21 protein-coding genes and 4 tRNA genes are annotated in these 23498 nt (G+C 72.5%); 10 read left to right on the top strand and 15 right to left on the bottom strand.

Going from position 1 to position 23498, the window contains the following annotated elements:
* From E1266_RS21310 to pdhA, 3 genes are all read right to left on the bottom strand, one after another.
* Nucleotides 1-405, bottom strand: a 405-nt coding sequence (locus E1266_RS21310; RefSeq protein ID WP_347876736.1) for a biotin/lipoyl-containing protein, incomplete at its 3' end; no start/stop codon positions are given.
* 50 nt (nucleotides 406-455) lie between these two features.
* A complete protein-coding gene (locus E1266_RS21305) occupies nucleotides 456-1460 on the bottom strand; it encodes an alpha-ketoacid dehydrogenase subunit beta (protein WP_132049596.1) in 1005 nt (334 codons plus the stop codon).
* A 5-nt stretch (nucleotides 1461-1465) separates the two neighbouring features.
* The gene (pdhA, locus tag E1266_RS21300; RefSeq protein WP_132049586.1) at nucleotides 1466-2566 is read right to left on the bottom strand and encodes a pyruvate dehydrogenase (acetyl-transferring) E1 component subunit alpha; all 1101 of its coding nucleotides are present in this window, start codon (nucleotides 2564-2566) and stop codon (nucleotides 1466-1468) included.
* A 108-nt stretch (nucleotides 2567-2674) separates the two neighbouring features.
* Between pdhA and E1266_RS21295 the strand changes: the two genes are divergently transcribed.
* A complete protein-coding gene (locus tag E1266_RS21295) occupies nucleotides 2675-3169 on the top strand; it encodes an Lrp/AsnC family transcriptional regulator (RefSeq protein WP_132049584.1) in 495 nt (164 codons plus the stop codon).
* On the opposite strand, the gene E1266_RS21290 is transcribed toward E1266_RS21295, so the two are convergent.
* The 3 genes from E1266_RS21290 to E1266_RS21280 are packed head-to-tail and all read right to left on the bottom strand — an operon-like array spanning nucleotide 3166 to nucleotide 6943.
* The gene (locus E1266_RS21290; protein WP_132049582.1) at nucleotides 3166-5424 is read right to left on the bottom strand and encodes a xanthine dehydrogenase family protein molybdopterin-binding subunit; all 2259 of its coding nucleotides are present in this window, start codon (nucleotides 5422-5424) and stop codon (nucleotides 3166-3168) included. The two genes, E1266_RS21295 and E1266_RS21290, sit on opposite strands and share 4 nt — an antisense overlap.
* Nucleotides 5421-6425, bottom strand: coding sequence for a xanthine dehydrogenase family protein subunit M (locus E1266_RS21285; RefSeq protein ID WP_132049594.1), 1005 nt, complete (start codon nucleotides 6423-6425; stop codon nucleotides 5421-5423). The genes E1266_RS21290 and E1266_RS21285 overlap by 4 nt, the downstream gene beginning before the upstream one ends.
* A gap of 2 nt (nucleotides 6426-6427) precedes the next feature.
* Entirely contained in the window at nucleotides 6428-6943 is a 516-nt protein-coding gene (locus E1266_RS21280; protein ID WP_132049580.1) for a (2Fe-2S)-binding protein, read from the bottom strand.
* 137 nt (nucleotides 6944-7080) lie between these two features.
* On the opposite strand from E1266_RS21280, the gene E1266_RS21275 reads away from it, so the two are divergent.
* On the top strand, nucleotides 7081-9819 hold the full coding sequence (locus E1266_RS21275) for a LuxR family transcriptional regulator (protein WP_132049578.1): 2739 nt from the start codon (nucleotides 7081-7083) through the stop codon (nucleotides 9817-9819).
* A gap of 16 nt (nucleotides 9820-9835) precedes the next feature.
* Here E1266_RS21275 and E1266_RS38865 read toward each other — a convergent pair whose 3' ends face one another.
* From E1266_RS38865 to E1266_RS21255, 5 genes are all read right to left on the bottom strand, one after another.
* Nucleotides 9836-10111, bottom strand: a complete 276-nt coding sequence (locus E1266_RS38865) for an acetoacetate decarboxylase family protein (protein WP_207945804.1) — start codon at nucleotides 10109-10111, stop codon at nucleotides 9836-9838.
* A gap of 84 nt (nucleotides 10112-10195) precedes the next feature.
* Nucleotides 10196-10342, bottom strand: a complete 147-nt coding sequence (locus tag E1266_RS38860; RefSeq protein ID WP_207945802.1) for a hypothetical protein — start codon at nucleotides 10340-10342, stop codon at nucleotides 10196-10198.
* Nucleotides 10343-10867: 525 nt separating this feature from the next.
* Nucleotides 10868-10939, bottom strand: a tRNA-Val gene (locus E1266_RS21265).
* Between the two features lie 30 nt (nucleotides 10940-10969).
* Nucleotides 10970-11040, bottom strand: a tRNA-Cys gene (locus tag E1266_RS21260).
* A 41-nt stretch (nucleotides 11041-11081) separates the two neighbouring features.
* Nucleotides 11082-11153: transfer RNA gene (locus E1266_RS21255), tRNA-Gly, on the bottom strand.
* 122 nt (nucleotides 11154-11275) lie between these two features.
* Between E1266_RS21255 and E1266_RS21250 the strand changes: the two genes are divergently transcribed.
* The 3 genes from E1266_RS21250 to E1266_RS21240 all read left to right on the top strand — a co-directional run bounded on the left by E1266_RS21250 (nucleotide 11276) and on the right by E1266_RS21240 (nucleotide 15806).
* Nucleotides 11276-11974 (top strand): winged helix-turn-helix domain-containing protein, encoded by a 699-nt coding sequence (locus E1266_RS21250; protein WP_132049577.1) that lies wholly within the window; start codon nucleotides 11276-11278, stop codon nucleotides 11972-11974.
* Between the two features lie 194 nt (nucleotides 11975-12168).
* Nucleotides 12169-13005, top strand: coding sequence for an aminodeoxychorismate lyase (locus E1266_RS21245; RefSeq protein WP_229808339.1), 837 nt, complete (start codon nucleotides 12169-12171; stop codon nucleotides 13003-13005).
* Nucleotides 13006-13088: 83 nt separating this feature from the next.
* Nucleotides 13089-15806, top strand: coding sequence for a glycoside hydrolase family 38 C-terminal domain-containing protein (locus E1266_RS21240; RefSeq protein WP_132049575.1), 2718 nt, complete (start codon nucleotides 13089-13091; stop codon nucleotides 15804-15806).
* On the opposite strand, the gene ppgK is transcribed toward E1266_RS21240, so the two are convergent.
* From ppgK to E1266_RS21225, 3 genes are read right to left on the bottom strand one after another with little or no spacing between them, the layout of a single operon-like run.
* Nucleotides 15803-16570, bottom strand: coding sequence for a polyphosphate--glucose phosphotransferase (gene ppgK, locus E1266_RS21235; RefSeq protein ID WP_132049574.1), 768 nt, complete (start codon nucleotides 16568-16570; stop codon nucleotides 15803-15805). The two genes, E1266_RS21240 and ppgK, sit on opposite strands and share 4 nt — an antisense overlap.
* A 39-nt stretch (nucleotides 16571-16609) precedes the next feature.
* On the bottom strand, nucleotides 16610-16927 hold the full coding sequence (locus E1266_RS21230; RefSeq protein WP_132049590.1) for a multidrug efflux SMR transporter: 318 nt from the start codon (nucleotides 16925-16927) through the stop codon (nucleotides 16610-16612).
* Nucleotides 16927-17706 carry an SDR family oxidoreductase gene (locus E1266_RS21225; protein WP_132049572.1) on the bottom strand — a complete coding sequence of 260 codons (780 nt, stop codon included), beginning with the start codon at nucleotides 17704-17706 and terminating at the stop codon, nucleotides 16927-16929. Before E1266_RS21225 ends, E1266_RS21230 begins: the two co-directional genes overlap by 1 nt.
* Before the next feature lie 108 nt (nucleotides 17707-17814).
* Here E1266_RS21225 and E1266_RS21220 point away from each other — a divergent pair, with 108 nt between their 5' ends.
* Together E1266_RS21220 and sthA are read left to right on the top strand one after the other, a co-directional pair.
* Entirely contained in the window at nucleotides 17815-18408 is a 594-nt protein-coding gene (locus E1266_RS21220; protein WP_132049570.1) for a TetR/AcrR family transcriptional regulator, read from the top strand.
* 64 nt (nucleotides 18409-18472) lie between these two features.
* Nucleotides 18473-19876 carry a Si-specific NAD(P)(+) transhydrogenase gene (gene sthA / locus E1266_RS21215; RefSeq protein WP_132049568.1) on the top strand — a complete coding sequence of 468 codons (1404 nt, stop codon included), beginning with the start codon at nucleotides 18473-18475 and terminating at the stop codon, nucleotides 19874-19876.
* 1 nt (nucleotide 19877) lies between these two features.
* On the opposite strand, the gene E1266_RS21210 is transcribed toward sthA, so the two are convergent.
* Nucleotides 19878-20291 (bottom strand): SsgA family sporulation/cell division regulator, encoded by a 414-nt coding sequence (locus tag E1266_RS21210; RefSeq protein WP_132049566.1) that lies wholly within the window; start codon nucleotides 20289-20291, stop codon nucleotides 19878-19880.
* Between the two features lie 276 nt (nucleotides 20292-20567).
* Here E1266_RS21210 and E1266_RS21205 point away from each other — a divergent pair, with 276 nt between their 5' ends.
* The 3 genes from E1266_RS21205 to E1266_RS21195 all read left to right on the top strand — a co-directional run bounded on the left by E1266_RS21205 (nucleotide 20568) and on the right by E1266_RS21195 (nucleotide 23442).
* The gene (locus E1266_RS21205; protein ID WP_229808335.1) at nucleotides 20568-20993 is read left to right on the top strand and encodes a TIGR02611 family protein; all 426 of its coding nucleotides are present in this window, start codon (nucleotides 20568-20570) and stop codon (nucleotides 20991-20993) included.
* A gap of 67 nt (nucleotides 20994-21060) precedes the next feature.
* Nucleotides 21061-21132: transfer RNA gene (locus E1266_RS21200), tRNA-Val, on the top strand.
* 1428 nt (nucleotides 21133-22560) lie between these two features.
* The gene (locus E1266_RS21195) at nucleotides 22561-23442 is read left to right on the top strand and encodes a hypothetical protein (protein ID WP_132049564.1); all 882 of its coding nucleotides are present in this window, start codon (nucleotides 22561-22563) and stop codon (nucleotides 23440-23442) included.
* Nucleotides 23443-23498: the final 56 nt, after the last annotated feature.

Genomic DNA, 23498 nt, shown 5'->3' with positions numbered 1-23498 from the left:
CCCCGACACTGCCCGCCCGGACGCGCGCCGGGCTGCGCGCCGCGACCGCCGGGCGGTGGCCGTCCCGTACCCGACGAGGACGTTGCCGGACCCGGCCCGCTCCTCCTCCCGGTACCGCTCCTGCCTCCGCGCCGTCGCCGTGTCCTGGGCGGCTCCCGCCTCGTCCCCGTTCAGCGCGAGGAGCGGCGCGCCCACGTCGACCACGACCCCGGCCTCGGCGTAGAGCTTCGTGACGGTCCCGGCGACGGGGGAGGGGACCTCGACGGCGGCCTTGGCCGTCTCGACCTCGACGACGGCCTGGTCGACCGCCACGACGTCGCCGACCGCCACCTTCCACTCGATGATCTCGGCCTCGGTGAGCCCCTCGCCCAGATCCGGCAGGCGGAAGACCGTCGCTTCGCTCATGCCTGTTCCCTGCGGGGGGACGACCCCCCGCGCCCCCCGGTTCGCTTCGCTCATGCCGCACCCCCCAGGTGCCGGGTGTCGGGCCGGTCGTCCCGCTGGAGGCGGTCGAGCGTGTCGAGGACGCGGTCGACGTCCGGCAGGTGGTGGTGCTCCAGCATCGGCGGCGGATACGGGATGTCGAGGCCGGACACCCGGAGCACCGGCGCGTGCAGGCTGTGGAAGCAGCGCTCCTGGACCCGGGCGGCGATCTCCGCGCCGACCCCGGCGAACCCGGCGGCCTCGCTGACCACGACGCAGCGCCCCGTCCGGCGGACGGACGCGGCCACGGTCGCGTCGTCGAACGGGACGATCGTCCGCAGGTCGACGACCTCCGCGTCCCAGCCCTCCTCCTCGGCGGCCTCGGCGGCGTCCAGCGCGACCGGGACGCTCGGCCCGTACGCGACGAGCGTGACGTCCCGCCCGGGACGCCGGACGGCGGCGCGGCCGAACGGCTCCGTGCGCGCGAGCCCGGCGCCGTCCGGGAGGTCCGACTTCGACCAGTACAGCTTCTTCGGCTCCATGAAGACGACCGGATCGGGGTCGTCGATCGCCTCCCGGAGCAGCGAGTACGCGTCCTCGACCGTCGCCGGCGTGACCACCTTCAGCCCGGGCGTGTGCGCGTAGTAGCCCTCGCTGGAATCGCAGTGGTGCTCGACGCCGCCGATCCCGCCCGCGTACGGGATGCGGATGACGATCGGCAGCCCGATCCGCCCGCGCGTCCGGTTGCGCATCTTCGCCACGTGCGAGGCGATCTGCTCGAACGCGGGGTAGGCGAACGCGTCGAACTGCATCTCGATGACCGGCCGGAAACCGCCCATCGCCATGCCCACGGCGAATCCGGCGATGCCCGCTTCGGCGAGCGGCGTGTCGAAGCACCGGTCGTCGCCGAACTTGGCGGTGAGGCCGTCGGTGATGCGGAAGACGCCGCCGAGCGCGCCGACGTCCTCGCCGAAGACCACGACCCGCTCGTCCTCGTCCATGGCCTCGCGGAGCGCCGTGTTGAGCGCCTGCGCCATAGTGGTCACGACAGCGACTCCTCGGCTTCGATCTCGGCCCGCAGCAGCGCCCGCTGCTCCTCCAGCTGCGGAGTCGGGGTGCCGTAGACGTGGTCGAACAGCCCCAGCGGGGCGAGTTCGGGGTCGGTGTTCATCCGGTCCCGCAGCCGCCCGGCGAACTCCTCGGCCTCGGCGTACCACGCGGAGATGTCGGCCGCCGGGAGGTGGCCGCGCCGCCGCAGATACCGCTCCAGCCGGGTGACCGGATCGCGCCGCCGCCATTCCTCGGCCTCCGCGTCCGTCCGGTAGCGGGACGCGTCGTCGGCGTTCGTGTGCGACTCCAGCCGGTACGTGTGGGCCTCCACCAGGAACGGTCCCTCGCCCGACCGGGCGTGCTCGACGGCCGCCGCCAGCACGGCCAGCACCGCGACCGGGTCGTTCCCGTCGACCCGCTCGGAGCGCACCCCGTACCCGATCCCCTTGTGCGCGAGGGAGGGCGCGGCGGTCTGCCGCTCCAGCGGCACCGAGATGGCGTACTGGTTGTTCTGCACGAAGAACACGACGGGCGCCTTGAACACGGCCGCGAAGTTGAGCGCCTCGTGGAAGTCGCCCTCGCTGGTCGCGCCGTCGCCGACGCAGACCAGCGCGACCCGTCCCGTCCCCTTGCGCCGCTCCGCGTACGCGAGCCCCGCGGCGTGGACGGTCTGGGTCGCGAGCGGCGTGCACTGCGGCGCCACGTGGTGCCGCTCCGGGTCGTAGCCGCAGTGCTCGCTGCCCCTCAGCAGGGCGAGCACCTCCACCGGGTCGATGCCGCGCGTCACCAGCGCGACCGACTCCCGGTAGGTGGGGAAGAACCAGTCGCCCTCCTCAAGGGCGAGCACCGCGCCGACCTGGCACGCCTCCTGCCCGTGGCTGGACGGGTACACCGCCAGCCGCCCCTGCTTGGTCAGCGCGGTCGCCTGCGCGTCGAACCGCCGCCCGATCACCATCGCCCGGTACGCCCGCCGCAGCAGCTCCGGCTCCGGCAGCGGGTGCCGGGGCCGCCGCCCGCGCACGGCCGCGCCGTCGTCGGTCAGGAACCGCACGGGCTCCGCCGAGGGAAGCAGCTCCGCGACCCGACCCGTCATCCGATCCCACCTCCGCACTCAATCGGTGCTAGAAATATGAACCGGATCAGCCATAAGTCTCAATAGACGGCACAAAACCAAGACATTCGGCGAGAATCTGGAACACGCATGGACCATCTGTCGCCCGGGATCCCGCCCCCGCCGGGTCCCGCCGGACGATCGGCCGCCCCCCTCGACGAGGTCGACCGCGCGATCATCCGCGAGCTCCAGGCCGACGGCCGCCTCTCGATGCGCGCCCTCGCCGAGCGGGTGAGCGTCTCGCGCTCCAACGCCTACACGCGCGTGGAGCGCCTCGTCGCGGAAGGGGTGGTCACCGGCTTCACCGCCCGCCTCGACCCCGTCCGCGCCGGTCTCGGCACGGCGGCCTACGTCCTGGTGAACATCGAGCAGAACTCCTGGCGCACGGTGTCGGCCCGGCTCCGCGAGGTCCCCTGCGTCGAGCACCTCGCCTTCGTCGGCGGGGACGTCGACCTGGTCATGCTGGTACGGACCCCCGACAACGCGTCACTCCGCGACGTCGTCCTCTCCCGCGTCCACGCGGTCGAAGGCGTCCGCTCCACCCGCACCTGGCTGATCTTCGACGAGCCCCCGCCCAGCGGCTAGCGGCCCGCCTCCCACGCCAGGGCGGGCAGGAGGTCTTCGACGGTGATCGGGAGCTCGTGGACCCGGTGGCCGGTGGCGTGGTGGACGGCGTTGGCGATCGCCGCCCCCGACCCGACCTGCCCGATCTCCCCGACGCCCTTGACGCCGAGCGGGCCGGTCACCTCGTCGTCCACCTCGATCAGCTCCACGTCCACCTCAGGCGCGTCCGCGTTGACCGGCACGAGGTAGTCGCCGAGGCTCGCGTTGGCCCACCGGCCGAGACCGGCGTCCATGTGGGTGCCTTCGAGCAGCGCCTGGCTCATGCCCCAGAGCATCCCGCCCATGAGCTGGCTGCGCGCCGTGCGGGGGTTGAGGACGCGGCCCGGGGCGAACGCGCCGACCATGTGCTGCACGCGGACGGTCCCAAGGTCGGCGTCGACCGCGACCCTGGCGAACTGGGCCCCGAAGGTGAGCAGCCCGTGGGGGGTGTCCAGGGGCGGCGGGTCCCAGGTGCCGAGGGCCTCCGTGTCGCCCATGAGGTGCCGCTCCATCAGCTCGCCGTAGCTCTCGCCGGCCCCGGGGTCGTCCGCGAGCGCCATCCGCCCGCCGTCCACGGTGATCCAGGCGGGGTCCGCGCCGTGCAGCGGCGACGCGGGGTCGCCCGCGGCCAGCGCGACGAGCCGGTCCCGGACGGCCGCCGCCGCGTGGTGGACGGCGGCGCTCACCATCATCGCGCCGTTCGAGCCCACCGGTGAGCCCGCGGTCGGCAGGTCTGTGTCGCCGTAGTCCAGCCGCACGTCGTCCAGGCCGAGACCGAGGGCGTCGGCGGCGACCTGCGTCAGCACGGTGGTCATGCCGGTGCCGAACTCCTGCGCGGCGGTGCCCACGACGGCGGTGCCGTCGGCGTAGAGGCGGGCCCTGGCCCGCTGCGTGCGCATGAAGAACGCGACCGGGTACGCGGCGGCGGCCATCCCGGTGCCGATCAGCCGGTCTCCCTCGCGTTCTCTGCCGGGCCGGGGGTCGCGCGCGTCCCAGCCGAACCGCTCCGCGCCCCGCCGCAGGCACTCCGCGAACCCGGAGCTCGACCACGGATGGCCGGTGTTGGGGTCGACGTCGCCGAGATTGCGCATGCGCAGCTCGACCGGGTCGATGCCGAGCCTTGCGGCGAGCTCGTCCATCGCGCATTCGAGGCTGAACACCCCGGCCGCCTCGCCCGGCCCGCGGGTGAAGGTGGGCGTCATCGTGTTGCCGCGCACCAGGCGGTGGACGCCCTCGAAGGCGGGGGCGGCGTACAGCTGGGAGGCGACGCCGAAGGCGGGCTCGGCCCAGTCGTCGAACGGCGAGGTTACCGAGATCTTGTCGTGCCGGATCGCGGTGAGCGCGCCGTCCCTCCGCGCCCCGAGGCGGACGCGCTGCTCCTGCTCCTCGCGATGCCCGCACGAGGTGAACATCTGCGCGCGCGACACCGTGAGCCGGACGGGACGCCGCACGTGCCGGGCGGCGAGCGCGGCGAGGGTGACGTGCGGCCAGACCATCGCCTTGGACCCGAACGCCCCGCCCACGTACCGGGTCAGCACCCGGATCCGCGACGGGGACGTGCCGAGCAGCGCCGCGACGGTCAGCTGCACCGCCTTGATCCCCTGGCAGGAGTCGTACAGGGTCAGCCGGTCGTCCTCCCAGACGGCCGTGGTGGTCATGGGCTCCAGCGCGTTGTGGTGGTTGGGCGCGAACCGGAACGTCGCGTCGACGCCGAGGTCCGCCGAGGCCAGCCCGTCCCGGGCGTCCCCCCGCCGCGACCGCGCGGGCATGAACCCGCCGAAGATCTTCTCGGGCTCGTAGGCGTCCCCGCGGCCCTGGCCGATGGTGGTGACGGACGGCGCCCCGGCGTAGGACACCTCCACGAGGGACGCGGCGTACCGCGCCTGCTCCAGGGAGTCGGCGACGACGATCGCCACCGGCTGGCCCGCGTAGTGGACCTCGTCGTCCTGCATCGGGAAGAACGTCTCGCCCGGCGCCGGACCGCCCATCAGGGACGGGACGAGCGGCACGCGGTTCACCGCGGGCAGGTCGCGGTGCGTCAGCACCGCGGCGACGCCGCCGGCGTTCTCCGCCGCCCGCGTGTCGATCGAGGTGATCCGGCCGCGGGCCACGAGGGCGCCGACGATCTCCGCGTAGGCGAGGCCGGGGAGCGCGATCTCCCCCGAGTACCGCGCCGATCCGGTGACCTTCTCCCGCCCGTCGACCCGGACGGCCTCCCTGCCGATCACGGCGGTCATCGCGTTCCTCCCTCCTCGCCCACGTCCGCGAGGGCAGCCAGTGCCCGGACGATCGCCCGCTGCGCCAGCTCGACCTTGAACTCGTTCTGCGGCAGGGGAGCGGCCGGAGCGAGTTCCCGCCGGGCCGCCTCGGCGAACGCCTCCCGCGTGGCCGGGCCGCCGAGCAGGCTCCGCTCGGCGGTCCGCGCCCGCCACGGCTTGGTGGCGACCCCGCCGAGCGCGAGGCGGATGTCGGCGACGGTGCGGTACCGCACGTCCATGGCGGCCGCGACCGAGACCAGCGCGAACTCGTACGACGCGCGGTCGCGGACCTTCAGGTAGGACGATCCCCGGGCCGTCGCCGCCCCGGGGACGTCGATAGCGGTGATCAGCTCCCCGTGCTCCAGCGGATGCTCGCGCTCGGGCGTGTCGCCCGGGAGCAGGAAGAACTCGTCGACCGGGACGGCCCGCTCGCCGTGCGGCCCCCGCGTGCGGACCACGGCGTCCAGCGCGACCAGCGCGACCGCCGCGTCCGACGGGTGCGTGGCGATGCACTTGTCACTCGTGCCGAGCACGGCATGCCCGCGGTGGAACCCGGTGATGGCCGCGCAGCCGCTCCCGGGGTCGCGCTTGTTGCACGGCGACACCGCGTCGCGGAAGTAGCCGCACCGCACCCGCTGGCACAGGTTCCCGGCCATCGAGGCCATCGTGCGCAGCTGCGGCGACGCGCCCTGCAGCAGGGCCTCCGAGATGACCGGGAAGCGCTCCGCCACCCCGGGCGCCTCCGCCACGTCGCTCATCCGGGCCAGGCCGCCGATGCGGACGCCCCCGTCCGGGAGGTCGTCGACCCGGTCCAGCGGCAGGTCGTTGATATCGACCAGCAGCCCGGGCCGCAGCACGTCCTGGCGCACGAGGTCGATCTCGGTGGTGCCCCCGGCGAGGAACTCGCCGTCCGGGCGGGCCAGGACCGTCGCGATCGCCGTGTCGACGTCGTCCGCCCGCGCGTAGGCGAAGGGACGCATCGTCACTCACCTCCCGGAGCGTCGCGCACCTCGCGGATGGCGTCCCGGATGTTCGGGTAGGCGGCGCACCGGCAGATGTTGCCGCTCATCCACTCGGCGATCTCGTCGTCGTCCGCGGCGTGGCCCTCCTCCAGCAGCGCCACGGCGGACATGAGCTGGCCCGGCGTGCAGTAGCCGCACTGGAACGCGTCGTGGGCGATGAACGCCGACTGCATCGGATGCAGCTCGCCGCCGTCTTGAAGCCCTTCGACCGTGGTGATCTCACGGCCTTCGCTCGCGACCGCGAGCGTCAGGCAGGACAGCACCCGGCGCCCGTCCGACCACACCGTGCAGGCGCCGCAGGTCCCCTGGTCGCAGCCCTTCTTCGTGCCGGTCAGGCCGAGGTGCTCGCGCAGCGCGTCCAGCAGGCTCACCCTGGGCTCGATCCGCAGCTCGACCACCTCGCCGTTGACGGTGAGGGCGACGGTCCTCGCCTTGGACGTTCCTTCCAGCGGCGGCGAACCAACGTGGATGGCCATGGCGACCCCTTCCGCGGCCGATCGTCTGATTCCGTCAAGCCTCGTCCCGCGCGCCCTGCGGCCGCATCCGCCACTGGCCAGTCGGCCGCCCAAGCCGGCCCCCGCATGTCGCCGGCCTGGGCGGATAGCGTGGAAGTGTGCCGGTATCGCCGATCGGCGGGGGAGACGCGGCGACGCTCACGGGCCGCCGCGCGGAACGGGCTGCGCTCGACCGGCTGCGCACGGACGTCCGCGCGGGGGAGAGCCGGGCGCTGGTCCTGCACGGGGAGCCGGGCGTGGGCAAGACGGCGCTGCTGGACCACCTCACCGGGCGGGCGCCGGACTGCCGGATCGCCCGGGCCGCCGGCGTCGAACCGGAGGCCGGGCTCGCGTTCGCCGGGCTGCACCAGCTGTGCGCGCCCATGCTCGGTCACCTCGGACGCCTCCCGGCGCCCCAGCGTCACGCGCTGCGGACCGCGTTCGGCTTGAGCGACGGCACGGCACCGGACCCTTTCCTCACCGGCCTGGCCGTCCTCGGCCTGCTGTCCGCCGCCGCCGGGGAGCGGCCGCTGCTGTGCCTGATCGACGACCACCAGGGGCTCGACCGCGCTTCGTCCCGGACCCTCGCGTTCGCCGCCCGCCACCTCGAAGGAGAACCGGTCGGCGTGGTCTTCGCAAGCCGGACCCCTGACGACGACCTGGCCGGCCTGCCGGAACTGTACGTCGAGGGACTGGCGGACGACGACGCGCGAACGCTCCTGGCCACGGCGCTGACCGCCCCCCTGGATCCACGGATCCTCGACCGAATCATCGGCGAGACACGCGGCAACCCCCGAGCGCTGCTGGAACTGCCCAGGGGCCGGACGCCCACAGAGCTGGCGGGCGGCTTCGCGCTCCCCGGCACCCAACCGTCCGGAAGGGACTCCGGAAACGACTTCCGGCACCGCCACACCACGCTCCCGGCCGACAGCCAGCGCCTCCTCCTGCTCGCGGCGGCCGACCCGACCGGCGACACGGCGCTGCTGTGGCGTGCGGCCCGGCACCTGGGCATCGAAGCCGAGGCGGCGGCCCCCGCGACCGCCGCGGACCTGGCCGACTTCGGTGCCCGGGTCCGCTTCCGCCACCCCCGGATACGCGCGGCCGTCTACGGGGCGGCGTCACCCTCGCAGCGGCGGGAGGCACACCACGCGCTGGCGGAGGCCACCGACCCCGGGACCGATCCGGACCGCCGCGCCTGGCACCGGTCCCAGGCCGCCCCGGGACCGGACGAGACCGTCGCCGAGGATCTGGAACGTTCCGCGAGCCAGGCACGCGCACGCGCCGGATTCCCCGCCGAGACGGCCTTCCTGGAACGCGCGGCGACGTTGACACTCGATCCGACCCGGCGGTCCGGCCGAGCACTCGCCGCTGCCGCCGCAGGTATCCAGGCCGGGGCCTTCGAGAAGGCCCGCGACCTGCTCCGCGTGGCCACCGCCGGACCTCTGAGCGAGGCCGGCCGGGCACAAGCGGACCTGCTGCGCGCCCGCCTGGCCCACCTAACCGACCGAGGCGGCGAATCTCCCCTCCCTCTGATCCGGGCCGCCGAACGACTCGCACCGATCGACGCCAAGGCCGCACGAGCCGCCTATTTGGACGCCCTGTCCGCCGCGATGGCCACCGGCCCCCTCGCCGCTTCAGACGGCGACGTCCAGGAAGTAGCGAGGGCGGCCGCCACCAGGGCCCAACCGCAGCACCGCCCCAACGCCGCACCCGACCTCCTCCTAGCGGGCCTAGCCGCGAACGCGACTGGCGACCACGCGACGGGCGGACCGCTCCTCCGACGAGCCCTGGCCGCCTTCGACTCACCGACCGACGGCGCTATGCGGTCGCTCTGGGCAGCGTCCCAGGCGGCGCTGCACCTCTGGGACGACACGCGCTACCACGCGCTGACCAGCCGATACGTACGACTGGCATGCGCATCCGGGGCACTGGGCGAGCTTCCAAGCGCCCTCGACGCCCGCGCCTGCGGACTGGCGCTCGCCGGAGACCTGACCACCGCCGCATCACTGACTGAGGAGGCGCGGGCGGTGGCCGAGGCGACGGGGACCCGTCCCGCACCCTTCGCCGCCCTGTGCGTAGCCGCGCTGCGCGGACGCGGCGCAGAGGCGCCCGCCCTGATCGAGGATGCCGCCCAGCGGGGCGAGGGCATCGCGGCGGCCGTCGCCGATTGGGCGAACGCGGTACTCCTGAACGGTCTCGGCGACTATCCGGGGGCGATGGCCGCCGCCTTGCGTTCCCTCGGTCACCAGCGGTACCCCGATGCCGGGCATCTGGGCCCGGCGAGCCGCGCCGCGCCCGAACTGGTCGAGGCGGCGGTGCGCGGCGGCATGGACGCGGCGGCCGACGAGGCGATCCGCTGGATCACCGCGATGACCGGGGCCTGCGGCACCGGCTGGGCGCTCGGGATCGAGGCGCGTTCGCGCGCGCTCCGCGCCGGCGGCCGGACCGCGGAACGCCTCTACCGCGAGTCGATCGCCCGTCTCGCCCGGACCCGCCTCCGCCCGGAACTCGCGCGCGCCCACCTCCTCTTCGGTGAGTGGCTGCGCCGGGAACGCCGCCGCGCGGAGGCGCGCTCCCACCTGCACACGGCCCACCGGATGCTGGAGGCGATGGGCATGGACGCGTTCGCCGAGCGGGCCGGACGCGAGCTGCGCGCCACCGGCGAGACCACCGCGACCGGACACGGGGAGCTGACGGCCCAGGAGGCCCAGGTCGCCCGGCTGGCCCGCGACGGGCTGTCGAACCCGGAGATTGGCACCCGCCTGTTCATCAGCGCGCGCACGGTCCAGTACCACCTGCGCAAGGTCTTCCTCAAACTCGGCATCACCTCGCGCGCCCAACTCGACCGCGTCCTGTAGCGCCGGGCACGCGCGGTCAGGTCAGGGGCCGAACCTCGGTGACGCTGTAGGACATGGAGGCGCGGAATCCCATGCCGGGGCGGACGGGGGCCAGGTCGGCCAGTTCCTCGCCGGGCGCCTGGAAGAGCTGGATCTCGCCGCTGCCCGTCCAGACGTCCGCGACCTGCTGCTGGTCGTACTCCATCATCACCAGCTCGTGGACGGCCGGCTCGTCGTACCGGCCGGGTTCGAGGGCCGGGAAGTGCCGCAGGTTGATGGTCGGGCGATCGAGCAGGGGCGAGGGATCGCCCATGGGTTCCGAATTCCTCGTCCTCCCCGTTGAACTGCCAGTCGACGAAGAACGCGACGACACGCCCGGAGGAGTCCGGATCGGGCGTCAGCCCCTCGGGAGGGTGGCCTCCGCGGCCGCCGGCTCGGCCCAGAACTCGACGCCGACGATATCGCCCGCGTAGTGCCAGGGCGGAGTGGAGGCGATATTCGCGACGCCTTTCGGTGAAAGAGGAACGGCGTAGCCCTGCAACATGCAAACCCCCTGCGAACGATACGAAAGGCCGACGCACCGTCCAGCACGCCCACCCAGGGCCATGCCCACCATTTCGAGATAACCCAAGAAGTGAGACTATGACCGCTTCCGTCCCAAGCTACCAGCAGGCCAACGCCCCCAACGAGCAGGGCAAATGCACCAAGCCAGAGCACCAATGCGGCACCCCAGCCGCCCGCTCCGCTCCACCAAATTCTCAATAGATCAACAGAAGTGAACCATCAAGAAGTGACAAATGCCCACAGACGGTCGGACCCCAACCGTAGCCGTCATTGCCGAAGCCCTAAAACCGGCCAGCCGACCGGGAGCACAACGCGCCCAGCCCAGAAGGGGAACGTTCACCAAACGCCGGCCACGCACAGACATCAAGGCCCGCAGAAACCGAAACCGGGAGGGGGCGTGGGGGCGGAGCCCCCACATCGGGGGTCCGGGGGTCGCCCCCCGGGTAAACAGAAAGGAGGAGGCAAGGCCCGCGCTCTCCGCGGGCATGCCTCCCCCACTCCGACGTGGGCGATACTGGGATTGAACCAGTGGCCTCTACCGTGTCAAGGTAGCGCTCTCCCACTGAGCTAATCGCCCGTACGCGGCCTCGGGGGAGGCCCGTCGTTGAGGTGGAGACGGGATTTGAACCCGTGTACACGGCTTTGCAGGCCGTTGCCTCGCCTCTCGGCCACTCCACCAGAAGGAGACCTTCTGGTTCACAGCCTGAAAGGCCCCTCAGAGCGGAAGACGGGATTTGAACCCGCGACCCTCACCTTGGCAAGGTGATGCTCTACCCCTGAGCCACTTCCGCGTGCGCCCTGCGGCGACGGGAAAACCTTAGCGCGTCCGCGGCGGTTCCCCAAACCGGTTTCCGGCGGGGCGTGCCGGATCCTTCGACGGCGGTCGAAGGATGGGGCGCCTAGGGTCGGCCTTATGGAGCAGGCCCGGGTTGTGGACATCGCGCCGGTCGCGGCCCTGCTGGGCGACCGGGCGCGCGCGGCGATGCTGACGGCGCTGCTGGACGGACGTCCGCTGGCCGCGGGGGAGCTGGCGCGGGCGGCGGGGGTGAGCCCGCAGACGGCGAGCGCGCATCTGGGGCGGCTGCTGGACGGCGGCCTCGTCGCGGTCGTCCGGCAGGGGCGGCACCGGTACTACCGGCTGCGGGGGAGGGACGTCGCGCAGGCCATCGAGGCGCTGTCGCGGATCAGCCCGCCGGTGGAGGTGCGCAGCCTGCGGCAGTCGCGGGACGCGCGGCGGCTGCGCGCGGCGCGGACCTGCTACGACCACCTGGCCGGCGAGGCGGGGGTGGCGCTCTTCGCGGCGCTGGTCGGCGGGGGCCTCATCGAGCCGGCCGGGCCGGACGCGTACGAGGTGACCGCGAAGGGGGAGGAGCGGCTGACCGCGCTCGGCCTCGACCTGGCGGCGCTGCGCGGGGCGCGGCGGCGGTTCGCGTGGCAGTGCCTCGACTGGACGGAGCGGCGCCCGCACCTGAACGGCGCGCTGGGGGCCGCGCTCACCGGGCGGATGATCGAACTGGGCTGGTTCGAGCGCGGGACGACGCGCCGGGCGCTCGCGGTGACCGAGGCGGGGCACCGGGGGCTCGCGGACTCGTTCGGCTGCGTGCTGGCGTGAACCTGCCCGAAGAACTCGAACCCGTCCCCTGAGGACCGTACTGTGGGGCCGTACGGCCGGGTCGACGCGGACTCCCGCCGCACCTGACGGAGGCCGGCCGGCATCGGCCCCGGCATCGCACGGGCGCGTTCGAGCCGCCCGGCGAGCGGCAACGTAACCGGGCCGGAGGCGGCCCGGCAGGGAGGTGGCTTCCGGTGACGGACCAGGCCAGGATCTGGCTGAACGGGGAACTGCTCGAACCCGAGCGGGCGGTGGTGTCGGTCTTCGACCACGGCATGCTCGTCGGCGACGGGATCTTCGAGACGGTGAAGGCGACGAACGGGGAGCCGTTCGCGCTGACCCGGCACCTGCGGCGGCTGGCCCGTTCGGCGGCCGGCCTCGGCCTGCCCGAACCCGACCACGACACGGTGGCCCAGGGGACCCTGGAGGTGCTGGCGGCGGCGCCGAAGTGGCCGCTCGCCCGCATCCGGATCACCTACACCAGCGGCCCCGGCCCGCTCGGCTCGAACCGCGGCGACGCCGGGCCGACCCTGTCGATCATCGCGGGACCGCAGGACCCGTTCCCCCCGGCGGCGGACGTGACGGTGGTGCCGTGGCCGCGCAACGAGCGGGGCGCGCTGTCCGGCCTCAAGACCACCTCGTACGCGGAGAACGCGCTGGCCCTCGCCTACGCGAAGGAGCGCGGCGGCGGCGAGGCGATCTTCGGCAACCTCGCCGGGAACCTGTGCGAGGGAACGGGCAGCAACATCTTCGTCGTCCTCGGCGGGCGGCTGGTCACGCCGCCGCTGTCGTCGGGCTGCCTCGCCGGGGTGACCCGCGCGCTGACCCTGGAGTGGTTCGGCGGCGAGGAGGAGGACCTCGCGCTCGACGACCTGTACCGGGCCGACGAGGCGTTCCTGACGTCCACGACGCGGGACGTCCAGCCGATCCGGGCCGTGGACGGAACGGTCCTCCCGGCCGCGCCGGGCCCGGTCACCGCGAAGGCGATGGAGGCGTTCGCGGCCCGCTCCGCCGAGCTGATGGACCCCTGACGGGGATGTTTCCGCGCCTCGTCCCGTGGGGCACGTAGCCGGTACACGGTGAGCCACGAGAACGAGGTGATCGCGCTGTGCCGGTGAACGCGGAACGGGCCCCGGAGATCGTCGTCGTTCCCCACACCCACTGGGACCGCGAGTGGTACCTGCCGTTCCAGCGCTTCCGGCTCCGGCTGGTGTCGCTGCTCGACGGCGTCATCGGCGGCATGGAGGCCGACCGGCGCTGGCGCTTCACGCTGGACGGGCAGATGGCGGCGGTCGACGACTACCTGGAGATCCGTCCCGAACGGCGCGAGCGGCTCGAGGCGCTCGTCCGGGAGGGGCGGCTCGCCGTCGGCCCCTGGCAGATCCTCCACGACGAGTTCCTGTGCTCGGGGGAGAACATCGTCCGGAACCTGGAGACGGGGATGCGCCGTGCCGAGGAGATGGGCGCGGTGATGATGGTCGGCTACCTGCCCGACCAGTTCGGGCACTGCGCGCAGACGCCGCAGATCCTCCGGGGCGCCGGCATCGAGCACGCGTGCGTGTGGCGCGGCGTCCCCGGCGAGGTCCGGGCCGGCGCGTTCGCGTGGGAGGCCCCGGACGGGACGGCGGTCCGCACCCAGTACCTCCCCGAGGGCGGCTACGGAAACGCCGCGTCGATGTTCGAGGAGTTCCCGGGCGGCGCCGCGCCGGCGCTGCCCGGCCGCGTCGCGGGGTTCGCGGAGTCGATGGGCCGCTGGTATCCGCGCGGCGGCCCGCTGCTGGCCATGTACGGCGCCGACCACACCGCGCCCGCCCCCGACCTCGCCGATCGGATCGCCGAGGCCCCGGGCATGCGCATGGAGACCCTCGCCGGCTACTTCGCGGCGCTGGACCCGTCCGTGGCCGGCCTGCCGCGCGTCCGCGGTGAGCTGCGGTCGCACGCGCGGGCGAACATCCTGCCCGGCGTGATCTCCGCGCGCGTCCACCTCAAGGACGCGATGGGCCGCGCCGAGCGGCTGGTCGAGCGGTACGCCGAGCCGCTGGCCGCGCTCTGGTACGCGGGGGACGCGCGCCGGTTCCTCGACCTGGCGTGGCGGCGGCTGATCGAGGTGAGCTGCCACGACTCGGTCACCGGCTGCGGCAGCGACGAGACCGCCGAGCAGGTCGCGGCCCGGATGGCGGAGGCGGAGCAGCTCGGACGCGCCGTCTGCGACCTCGTCACCGCCGAGCGCGCCGCCGCGGTGCCGCTCGGCTCGCATCTCGTGTTCAACCCGACCCCGGCCCCGCGCACCGGCCTGGTCACGCTGGACGTCCCGGCGGACGGCGAGCCCGGCCTGGTGACCGGCGACGGCCGCCCGGTGCCCGTGCAGACCCTTGAGGTCGCGCCGACCGTGCTGGACGACGCCGTCCACCCGGCGTCCCGCCTGCCGGTCCTGCTGGAGCGGGTCTACGGGAGGGTGCTGTTCGGGCAGGAGATCCGCGACTGGACGGTGTCCAAGGAGGACCGGACGCTCACCTTCCGCGTGACGGCCCGCTCCACCGTGCCGTTCGACCTCGGCGCGGTGCGGGAGGCGCTGCGCGGCGCGGACGGGGACTGGCGCGTCCGGATCCTGGCCGACCCGCGCCGCACCGTCGCCGCGCTGGTAAACGTGCCCGCGCTGGGCCTGGCCGCCGTCCGGCCCGTCCCCCCGGCGGGCGCCTCCCCGGACGCCCCGGTGGCCGCGGAGGGGAACGTCCTGGACAACGGCCTTCTGCGCGCCGAGGTGAACGCCGACGGGACGCTCCGGGTGCGCACCCGGTCCGGCGAGGCCGTCGAAGGCATCGGGCGGATCGTGGACGGCGGCGACCTCGGCGACACCTACAACCACGCCCCGCCCGCCGCCGACCGCCTCGTCGAAGACCCCCTCTCGGTGGCCGTGCGGCCCGTCTGGAGCGGTCCCCTCGTCGCCGCGTGCGACATCGTCCGGACGTACCGGTGGCCCGCGTCCGGGGACGCGGAGGCCGATGCCCGGTCCGCGGCCGAGGAGGACGTCACCGTCACCACCCGCGCCGAGCTCCGCGCCGGCGAACCGTTCCTGCGGCTGCGCGTCACGTTCGACAACCGCTGCGAGGACCACCGCGTCCGGCTGCACCTGCCGCTGCCGCGCCGGGCCGCCACGTCGTTCGCCGAGGGGCAGTTCGCCGTCACTGAGCGGGGGCTTACGGCGGAGGGCGGGTTCGGGGAGCGTCCCGTCCCGACGTTCCCGGCGTCGGCGTTCGCAGCCGCGGGCGGGCTCGCGGTCCTGCTGGAGCACGTCACCGAGTACGAGGTCGTCGGCGGCGGGCGCGAGATGGCGCTGACGCTGCTGCGGTCCGTCGGCTACCTGTCGCGGGACCGCAACGCCTACCGCGACCAGCCCGCCGGGCCGCAGCTGCCGACGCCGCGGGCCCAGTGCCGCGGCGAGCGCACGGCCGCGTTCGCGGTCATGCCCTACGCCGGCGAACGGCCCGGCCCCGCCGTCCTGCGGGCCGCCGAGGCGTACCGGCACGACCTGCTCACCGCCACCGGATACGGGCACGCCGCCGCGGCCGCGCCGCCGTCCCGGGAGGGCATCGCGATCACCGGCGACGGCGTCGCCATGACGTCCCTGCGCGCCCGCGACGGCTGGATCGAGACCAGAGTCGTCGCCCTGCGGGACGAGCCGGCCACGGCCGTCCTGCGCGGCCCGTTCACCGAGGCGGCCCGCGCCGACCTGCGCGGACGCCCCGGCGAACCGCTCGACGTGCAGGACGGCACGGTCTCCCTGGCCCTGCGCCCCTGGGAGATCGCGACCGTACGGCTGAAAACGTCCTAGCGCTTCCGGCGGGCGGCCTTCTGCGCGTCGGCCGCCGCCATCGCGGCGCCCACGATGCCCGCGTGGTTCACGAGCCGCGCCGCGACGATCTCCGCCCGCACGCCCTCGATCAGCGGGAGGAAGCGCTCGGACCGCTTGCTCACCCCGCCGCTCACGATGATCAGCGACGGGGAGAGCAGCGCCTCCAGCCGGGCCATGTACGTGCTGAGCCGCCCGGCCCACTCCGCCCAGCCGAGCTCCTCCTCGTCGCGGGCCTTCGCCGACGCGCGCAGCTCGGCGTCCTCCCCGTCGATCTCGATGTGCCCGAACTCGGTGTTCGGCACGAGGACGCCATCGGTGAACAGCGCGCTGCCGATCCCCGTCCCGAGCGTCAGCAGGAGCACGGTGCCGCCCCGGCCGCGGCCCCGGCCGAGCCGCATCTCCGCCAGCCCCGCCGCGTCGGCGTCGTTGAGCAGGGTGACCTCCCGGCCGGTGGCGTCGGCGAGCAGCGACGCCGCGTCCCGCCCGATCCAGTGCTTGGACACGTTCGCCGCCGACATCGTCACGCCGTCCACCACCACCCCGGGATAGGTGACGCCGACGGGGCCGTCCCACCCGAAATGCTTCACGACCTCGGCGACGACCTTCGCGACCGCCTTCGGCTTGGCCGGCCGCGGCGTGGCGACCCGGTAGCGCTCCTGGACGAACGAACCGTCCGAAAGGTCAACCGGGGCACCTTTGATCCCCGAACCGCCGATGTCGATCCCCAGCATCTCCTTGGTCATGCCCCTACTCTGCCCCAACCAGGGCCTGGTGGCGCGGTCTCAGTTCTCCCCGAGCTGGAGCCCGACCACGCCGACGAGGATGAGCGCCAGGCATAGCAGACGGGTCGGCGACGTGCTCTCGTTCAGCGCGAGGATGCCCACCACCGCGACGCCGAGGGCGCCCAGGCCGGTGAACACCGCGTAGGCCGTGCCGATCGGCAGCTCGCGCAGCGAGAGCGTCAGGATGACGACGCTCAGCAGCGCCACCGTCAGCCCGATAACGGTGGGCCAGAGCCTCGTGAACCCGTCCGACTGCTTCAGGGCCGTCGCCCACACCATCTCCATCAGCGAGGCGACCAGCAGGTATATCCAGGCCATCACGCGGTGTATCCCCCGTCGACCGGGATCGACGCACCGGTCACGTAGTCGCCTCCCGGACCCGCCAGATGCGCCACGATCGCCGCGACCTCCCCGGGGTGCCCGTACCGCCCCAGCGCGGTGAACCCGCGCTCGAACTCCGCGTCCGCGCCGTCGGCCGGGTTCATCTCGGTGTCGGTCGGGCCCGGCTGCACCACGTTCACGGTGATCCCGCGCGGGCCGAGGTCGCGGGCCAGCCCCCGGGTGAGCCCGCTCAGCGCGGCCTTGCTCATCGCGTACAGCGTCCACCCGGGGTAGGGGACGCGCTCGGCGAGGCTGCTGCCGATGTTGACCACGCGCCCGCCCGGCCCGAAGTGGCGGGCCGCGGCCTGCGCCGCGACGAACGCCGCCCGGACGTGGATCGCCAGCGTCCGGTCCAGTTCCTCGGCCCCCACCTCTTCAAGCGGCCCGAACGGGGCGATCCCGGCGTTGTTGACCAGGATGTCGAGGCGCCCGAACGCGGCGGCCGCCCGGTCCACCGCGGCGGCGACGGCCGCGGGGTCGGCGGCGTCCGCGGCGATCGCGAGACCGCGGCCGCCCGCCGCCTCGACGCCGCGGACGACCTCGGCGGCCCGGTCCGCGGCCCGCACGTAGGTGACGGCCACGTCGGCGCCGTCCCGGGCGAGCGTCAGCGCGATCTCCGCGCCGATGCCGCGCCCGCCGCCGGTGACCAGCGCGGCGCGGCCCGTGAGCGCGCCGCGGTCCGCGGCGGGCGCGCCCGCCGTCGATTGAAGCGTCATCCCGACTCCCAGTTAACCGGAGAATTTTCCACTTATGTCGGAGATTATCCGGAGAGTGCTCCGGATACAACTCCGATAGGCTGGGCCGCCGTGCCGAGAGGGGGCGGGATGCGGGAACTGCCGGTCGCGGGCCGTCCCCCGGCCGAGCGCGCCGACGCCGCGCACAACCGCCGCCGCATCCTGCGCGCCGCCGCCGAGATGATCGCCGCCCGCGGCCCCGAGGCCGTCACCATGGACGAGGTCGCCCGCGCCGCCGGCGTGGGCGTCGGCACCGTCTACCGGCGGTTCGGCGACCGGGCCCGGCTCGTCTACGCCGTGATCGACGACCGCGAGCGCGAGTTCCAGAGCGCCTTCATCAAGGGCCCGCCGCCGCTCGGCCCCGGCGCCGACCCCCGCGACCGCCTCCGCGCCTTCCTGCGCGCCCTCGCCGACCGCACCGAGGAGCAGGCGGACCTGCTGCTGATGGCCGAGTCCGACCCGCCCGAGGCCCGCTTCAGGGACGGCTCGTACCGGCTCTACCACCGGCACGTGGCGATGCTCCTCGGCCAGATCCGCCCCGACGCCGACACCGCCTACCTCGCCGACGCCCTCCTCGCGCCCCTCGCGGCGAACCTGTTCCTCCACCAGCGGCGCACGCGCGGCATGGGGCTCGACCGCGTCAAGGCCGGCCTGGAGACGCTCGCCGAGGGGCTGACCCGCTGATCAAACGGGGATTTATCCCCGCAAGGCCTTATCTGGACGGTGCCGGTCCCGTCAGACTGGGCACGTGAACGACTTCGATCTTCTCGTCCTCGGCTCGGGCCCCGGCGGGCAGCGCGCGGCCATCGCCGCCGCCAAGCTGGGCCGCAAGGTCGCCATCGTCGACCGCCGCGACATGCTCGGCGGCGTCTGCATCAACACCGGGACGATCCCGTCCAAGACCCTCCGCGAGGCCGTCCTCTACCTGACCGGCCTGAACCAGCGCGAGCTGTACGGCCAGAGCTACCGGGTCAAGGACGACATCACGGTCGCCGACCTCGGCATGCGGACCCAGCACGTCATCGGCCGCGAGATCGACACCGTCCGCAGCCAGCTCGCCCGCAACCGCGTCACGGTGCTGCCCGGCCGCGGCCGGTTCCTCGAGCCGAACACCGTCGGGATCACCAGTGCCGGCGACCGCGAGCACAAGGTCACCGCGGAGCGCATCGTGATCGCCACCGGCACCCGGCCGGCCCGCCCCGACACCGTCGACTTCGACGACCGGACGATCGTCGACTCCGACGGCATCATCAACATGGACCGCATCCCCGAGACGATGGTCGTCGTCGGCGCCGGCGTCATCGGCATCGAGTACGCCTCGATGTTCGCCGCCCTCGGCACCAAGGTCACCGTCGTGGAGCGCCGGGAGCGCATGCTCGACTTCTGCGACCTGGAGATCGTGGAGGCCCTTAAGTACCACCTGCGCGACCTGGCCGTCACGTTCCGGTTCCGGGAGAGCGTCGCGTCCGTCGAGCGGATGCCCAAGGGCACGATCACCGTCCTGGAGAGCGGCAAGCGCATTCCCGCCGACACCGTCATGTACTCAGCCGGCCGGCACGGCATGACCGACGACCTGTGCCTGGACGCCGCCGGCCTGTCCGCCGACCACCGCGGGCGCATCAAGGTGGACGCCGACTTCCGCACCGAGGTCCCGCACATCTACGCCGTCGGCGACGTGATCGGCTTCCCGTCCCTCGCCGCGACGTCCATGGAGCAGGGCCGCCTCGCCGCCCACCACGCCTGCGGCGAGCCCGTGTCGGCGATGCACGAGACCCAGCCCATCGGCATCTACACGATCCCCGAGATCAGCTTCGTGGGCCTCACCGAGGACGCGCTCACCGAGGCCAAGATCCCCTTCGAGGTGGGCGTCTCCCGCTACCGCGAACTCGCCCGCGGCCAGATCATCGGCGACTCCTACGGGATGCTGAAGCTCCTCGTCTCACCCGACGACCGCCGCCTCCTGGGCGTCCACGTCTTCGGCACGGGCGCCACCGAGCTCGTCCACATCGGGCAGACGGTCATGGGCTGCGGCGGCACCGTCGACTACCTGGTCAACGCGGTCTTCAACTACCCCACCCTGGCCGAGTCCTACAAGGTCGCCGCCCTGGACGCGACGAACAAGATGCGCCACATCGCGCGGCTGACCGAGTGACCTACGATGGCCAGAGCAGGTTCTCCAGCTCGGCGTCGATGTCGATGAACTCGGTCTCCTCACCCGCGGGCACCGCCTGGTAGGTCCGGTGCAGGAAGTCCGCCAGCGCCGGCAGCGGCACCTCGAACAACGCGTCCCCGAACGGGGACGAGAGCGCGATGTGGAGCGTGCCGTCGTCGGCGCCGGGCCAGACCTCCACGTCGCCCTCCCCGACCCTGCGCACGATGCCGACCGTCAGGAGCTCCCGAGCGAAGATCCACTCCACCGGCTCGTCATCGCCCACGTAGAACGCCATGCGGATCGCGTACGGGTCGTCGGCCGCGTACTCCAGCCCGGCGAGCAGGGGCACGGTCGTGCGGTCGGGGACGACGAGACGAAGGCCCAGCTCTGCTGAGACGGTGGTGCTGCTGTTCATGGCCATTCCCTCTAACGTCGGTCCCGCTGCCTCGCGGGGAGGCCGGTGGTGCTTCTCCCTGTACCCGGACATCCCCGCGATCTATGACGCCTAACTGCCTGATCTCGGCCGAACATTCCTGCGTCCCCGGCGACTGTGATCCATCTCACCGTAGCAAAGCGGCCCTCTGACCTGCGCAAAAGCGGATCTTTCCCGCACGGTGCCACCGTCACGTGGGAGGATCGGCACGGTAATCTAACGTCCCGGGCGGCCGATCCACTGGCTTGGGGTAAAACCGTGACGATCAAACAGGAAAAAGAAGCCCGTCCGGAGGCGCGGGGGCGTCACCACAGGTTCCGCGAGCGGATCCGGCGCAACCCCCTCCTGAACACAGCCTGGCGCGCGGGCGTCTTCACCATCGGCTCCGCCGTCCTCATCGGCGGCCTGATCATGATGGTCACCCCCGGCCCCGGCCTCGTCGGCATCGTCGTCGGCCTGGCGATCCTGTCCACCGAGTTCGCCTGGGCCCAGCGCGCCCTCCACCGCGCCAAGGCCGCCGCCGACCGCGCCAAGGAACAGGCCTTCGACCCCCGCCGGCGCCGCCGCAACCTCATCCTCGGCACGGTGACCACCATCCTCGTGGCCGCCGCCGCGACCGCCTACCTCGCCATCTACGGCCTCAAGGTCCCCTGGCACATAGAGGACCCCGCCTTCTGGACCTGACCCCGACGATGCACGCGCAACCCCCAACATGCGCTAGAGTTTCCGACGTCGGGCCCCGGGCCCGCCCGGGCGATTAGCTCAGTGGGAGAGCGCTTCGTTCACACCGAAGAGGTCACTGGTTCGAACCCAGTATCGCCCACCCCAAGTTTCCGCAGGTCAGAGCGTCATCCACGGCACAACCTCGCGCGTGCCCGATGACCGCTTCGCAGGCTCGGGAGCCAGCAGGGGAGCCACCGCCCTCAGATTCGTAGGCTTCGTGGATTCCCGAAGCGGTCACCCAGACGGTCGATCATCGTGACCGCGTCGTCCTGGCCGGCCGAGTTCGGTGGCGGAAGCTGCACTGGCCGTCTTGAGAACCTCGTTGGCCCGCTCGGTGACAGCGTTCTCGGTCGAGCGCATCCCGTTCAGCTGCTTACGCTCGACCGAGAACCGTGATGACGGTCATGGGCTGCGTGGCCGTTGACATCGGCGCACGCGGTCTCGAGGTTCCCTGTCCGGGCCGACGACTGCGAACTCGGAGACTGTAAACGATGGGCGAATCCTGGCTCTGGCACATATTCCGTGAAGGGCTGGTCCGATAGGGCACGGTTCGGGGTTCTTGCCGGAAGCCGGTGCTACGAGCGGTGGCTTGCCGACACCCCGGTCGGCAGGCGGTGCTGATCCATCTGTCGGAGGCGGCCGAGGAGAACTGGCCAGAGTCACCATCCAGCAGTGCGTGGCGTCCGAACAGCGGGTTGCGGGTTCGCGAAACCGACTGGACGACCGCTATCCGACGATCACCCCGGCTGTAGCGGGACTCCCGGTCGACGTTCGTGTCGTTCCCGGAGTTTTATCGCAGATCCGTGAGGTCATCTACACCACCAACCGATCGCGAGCCTCAACGCCCGGCTCCGCCTGGTCGCCCGCCGACGTGGGCGTTTCCCCGCCGAGCAGGGCGCGCTCCAGTGCTTTACCTGGGACATCCGCACCCCCGCACAAAAAGCAGCTCAACGTAACCGGCAAACCCTGGATGGAGGCCTCGCTCAATGCGCTGTTGTTTGCAAGACGGTGACCGCTTCACCTGAACTGAAGGCTGATCAGCGCTTTTCCGAGACTTTCAGGCACTCCCGATACCGGCTCATGATGCCGCCGAGAGAAGTCGCTGTAACTCCCAAGCTTGGGCTGCATTTGCGCATGTTGCCGCGGGCGGCGGTCGATCCCTCCAGATACTTACACCCCGGTGACTACCAGGTGTAGTGGACCGACCTCTCCGCGCTTGGATGGCCGCCCTGTGTAAGCAAGGCGTGGCTGATTGTCATGAACATCTGATCTCGAGTCAGGCGTGACGCTCATGAGGTGATGTCGGACTACAAGAAGTGGCAGTGATATGGATCACAAAACGAAGATCATCTGACATCTTTACGAAAGCTAACTAGCTGTTTACCTTAAGGGAGATTTATCCGCCCCTTATGCCCTTGGGGTTTTTATGGGCCGTCGTGCCGTCATTGCTGTGCGTCGTCGTACGCCCGGGTTTGGGTCGTTGCTATTGCGGCGTTCAGCCTGGTCGGCGGGCGCTTTTTCGGTCTTGATGGCCGCCGCATTGCTGCAGGTTCCGAGCCTGGCCGTGGCGCCGGTGGCGCGTGCTGATGAACAGCTGCCCAAGGCGGCGGCGACCGAGGAGCAGGCGCTTAAGGCGGCTCGGCAGTCGGGTGAGCCGGTGGAGGTGTTGGCCGGGCGGGGTGAGAGCCGCACGGTGCGGGCGCTGCCGGATGGGCGGATGGAGGTGGAGCAGCGTATCCGGCCAGTACGCGCTCGCCAGGACGGGGGATGGGCGGAAATCGATACCGGCTTGCGTCGCTCGGGCGCTGATGTCGTGCCAGCTGTGACCACGGTCGCGCTGAAGTTCTCTGGCGGGGGCAGTGGCCCGATGGTGCAGATGACGCGGGCTGGGCGCAAGTTGGCGTTGACGTGGCCGCAGCCGCTTCCCGAGCCGACTCTGGATGGGGATACCGCTACCTACGAGGGTGTGCTGGGCGCGGACGTTGATTTGCTGTTGCGGGCCGAGGCGGACGGGTTTGCGCACACCGTGGTGGTCAAGACCGCCGAGGCGGCCAAGGATCCGCGGCTGGCTGAGTTGGCGTTGCCATTGTCGGCTGCGGGGCTTTCGGTGACGCAGGAGCCGGACAGCGGGGTGCTGATCGCCAAGACGTCGGCGGGGATGGGGGTGTTCGATGCGCCGTCGCCGGTGATGTGGGATTCCACCAGGGCGCCGGCCGGCGCCCAGGGTTCTTCGACGGCGACCACTCCGCAGGCATCGGCGATGGACACCGGTCAGGGGCCCGCCGAAGGAGCCAAGACCGCGCCGGTCAATGTCGAGGTCTCCGGGGTAAAGGTTCCAATGAGCCCATTTCATCCTGTGGCGGCGGGCTGCTGGTCACAGCATGATCGCGATGCGCCGGTTGGGGCATGACGTAGAGAGACCCCTGGTAGACGGGTTGATCACCACAATCACGTCGCCTGAACCAG

The sequence above is a fragment of the Actinomadura sp. 7K534 genome (genome assembly GCF_004348575.1).
GTDB classification, from domain to species: domain Bacteria; phylum Actinomycetota; class Actinomycetes; order Streptosporangiales; family Streptosporangiaceae; genus Spirillospora; species Spirillospora livida.
Note: the sequence above shows the minus strand (reverse complement) of the source record. Positions and strands in the feature narration are given on the sequence as shown.

Coding starts and splice junctions, on each gene's coding strand:
- E1266_RS21305 (WP_132049596.1), bottom strand. CDS start 1,460: ATGGCGCAGGCGCTCAACACGGCGCTCCGCGAGGCCATGGACGAGGAC.
- pdhA (WP_132049586.1), bottom strand. CDS start 2,566: ATGACGGGTCGGGTCGCGGAGCTGCTTCCCTCGGCGGAGCCCGTGCGG.
- E1266_RS21295 (WP_132049584.1), top strand. CDS start 2,675: ATGGACCATCTGTCGCCCGGGATCCCGCCCCCGCCGGGTCCCGCCGGA.
- E1266_RS21290 (WP_132049582.1), bottom strand. CDS start 5,424: ATGACCGCCGTGATCGGCAGGGAGGCCGTCCGGGTCGACGGGCGGGAG.
- E1266_RS21285 (WP_132049594.1), bottom strand. CDS start 6,425: ATGCGTCCCTTCGCCTACGCGCGGGCGGACGACGTCGACACGGCGATC.
- E1266_RS21280 (WP_132049580.1), bottom strand. CDS start 6,943: ATGGCCATCCACGTTGGTTCGCCGCCGCTGGAAGGAACGTCCAAGGCG.
- E1266_RS38865 (WP_207945804.1), bottom strand. CDS start 10,111: ATGGGCGATCCCTCGCCCCTGCTCGATCGCCCGACCATCAACCTGCGG.
- E1266_RS38860 (WP_207945802.1), bottom strand. CDS start 10,342: ATGTTGCAGGGCTACGCCGTTCCTCTTTCACCGAAAGGCGTCGCGAAT.
- E1266_RS21250 (WP_132049577.1), top strand. CDS start 11,276: ATGGAGCAGGCCCGGGTTGTGGACATCGCGCCGGTCGCGGCCCTGCTG.
- ppgK (WP_132049574.1), bottom strand. CDS start 16,570: ATGACCAAGGAGATGCTGGGGATCGACATCGGCGGTTCGGGGATCAAA.
- E1266_RS21230 (WP_132049590.1), bottom strand. CDS start 16,927: ATGGCCTGGATATACCTGCTGGTCGCCTCGCTGATGGAGATGGTGTGG.
- E1266_RS21225 (WP_132049572.1), bottom strand. CDS start 17,706: ATGACGCTTCAATCGACGGCGGGCGCGCCCGCCGCGGACCGCGGCGCG.
- E1266_RS21220 (WP_132049570.1), top strand. CDS start 17,815: ATGCGGGAACTGCCGGTCGCGGGCCGTCCCCCGGCCGAGCGCGCCGAC.
- E1266_RS21210 (WP_132049566.1), bottom strand. CDS start 20,291: ATGAACAGCAGCACCACCGTCTCAGCAGAGCTGGGCCTTCGTCTCGTC.
- E1266_RS21195 (WP_132049564.1), top strand. CDS start 22,561: ATGGCCGCCGCATTGCTGCAGGTTCCGAGCCTGGCCGTGGCGCCGGTG.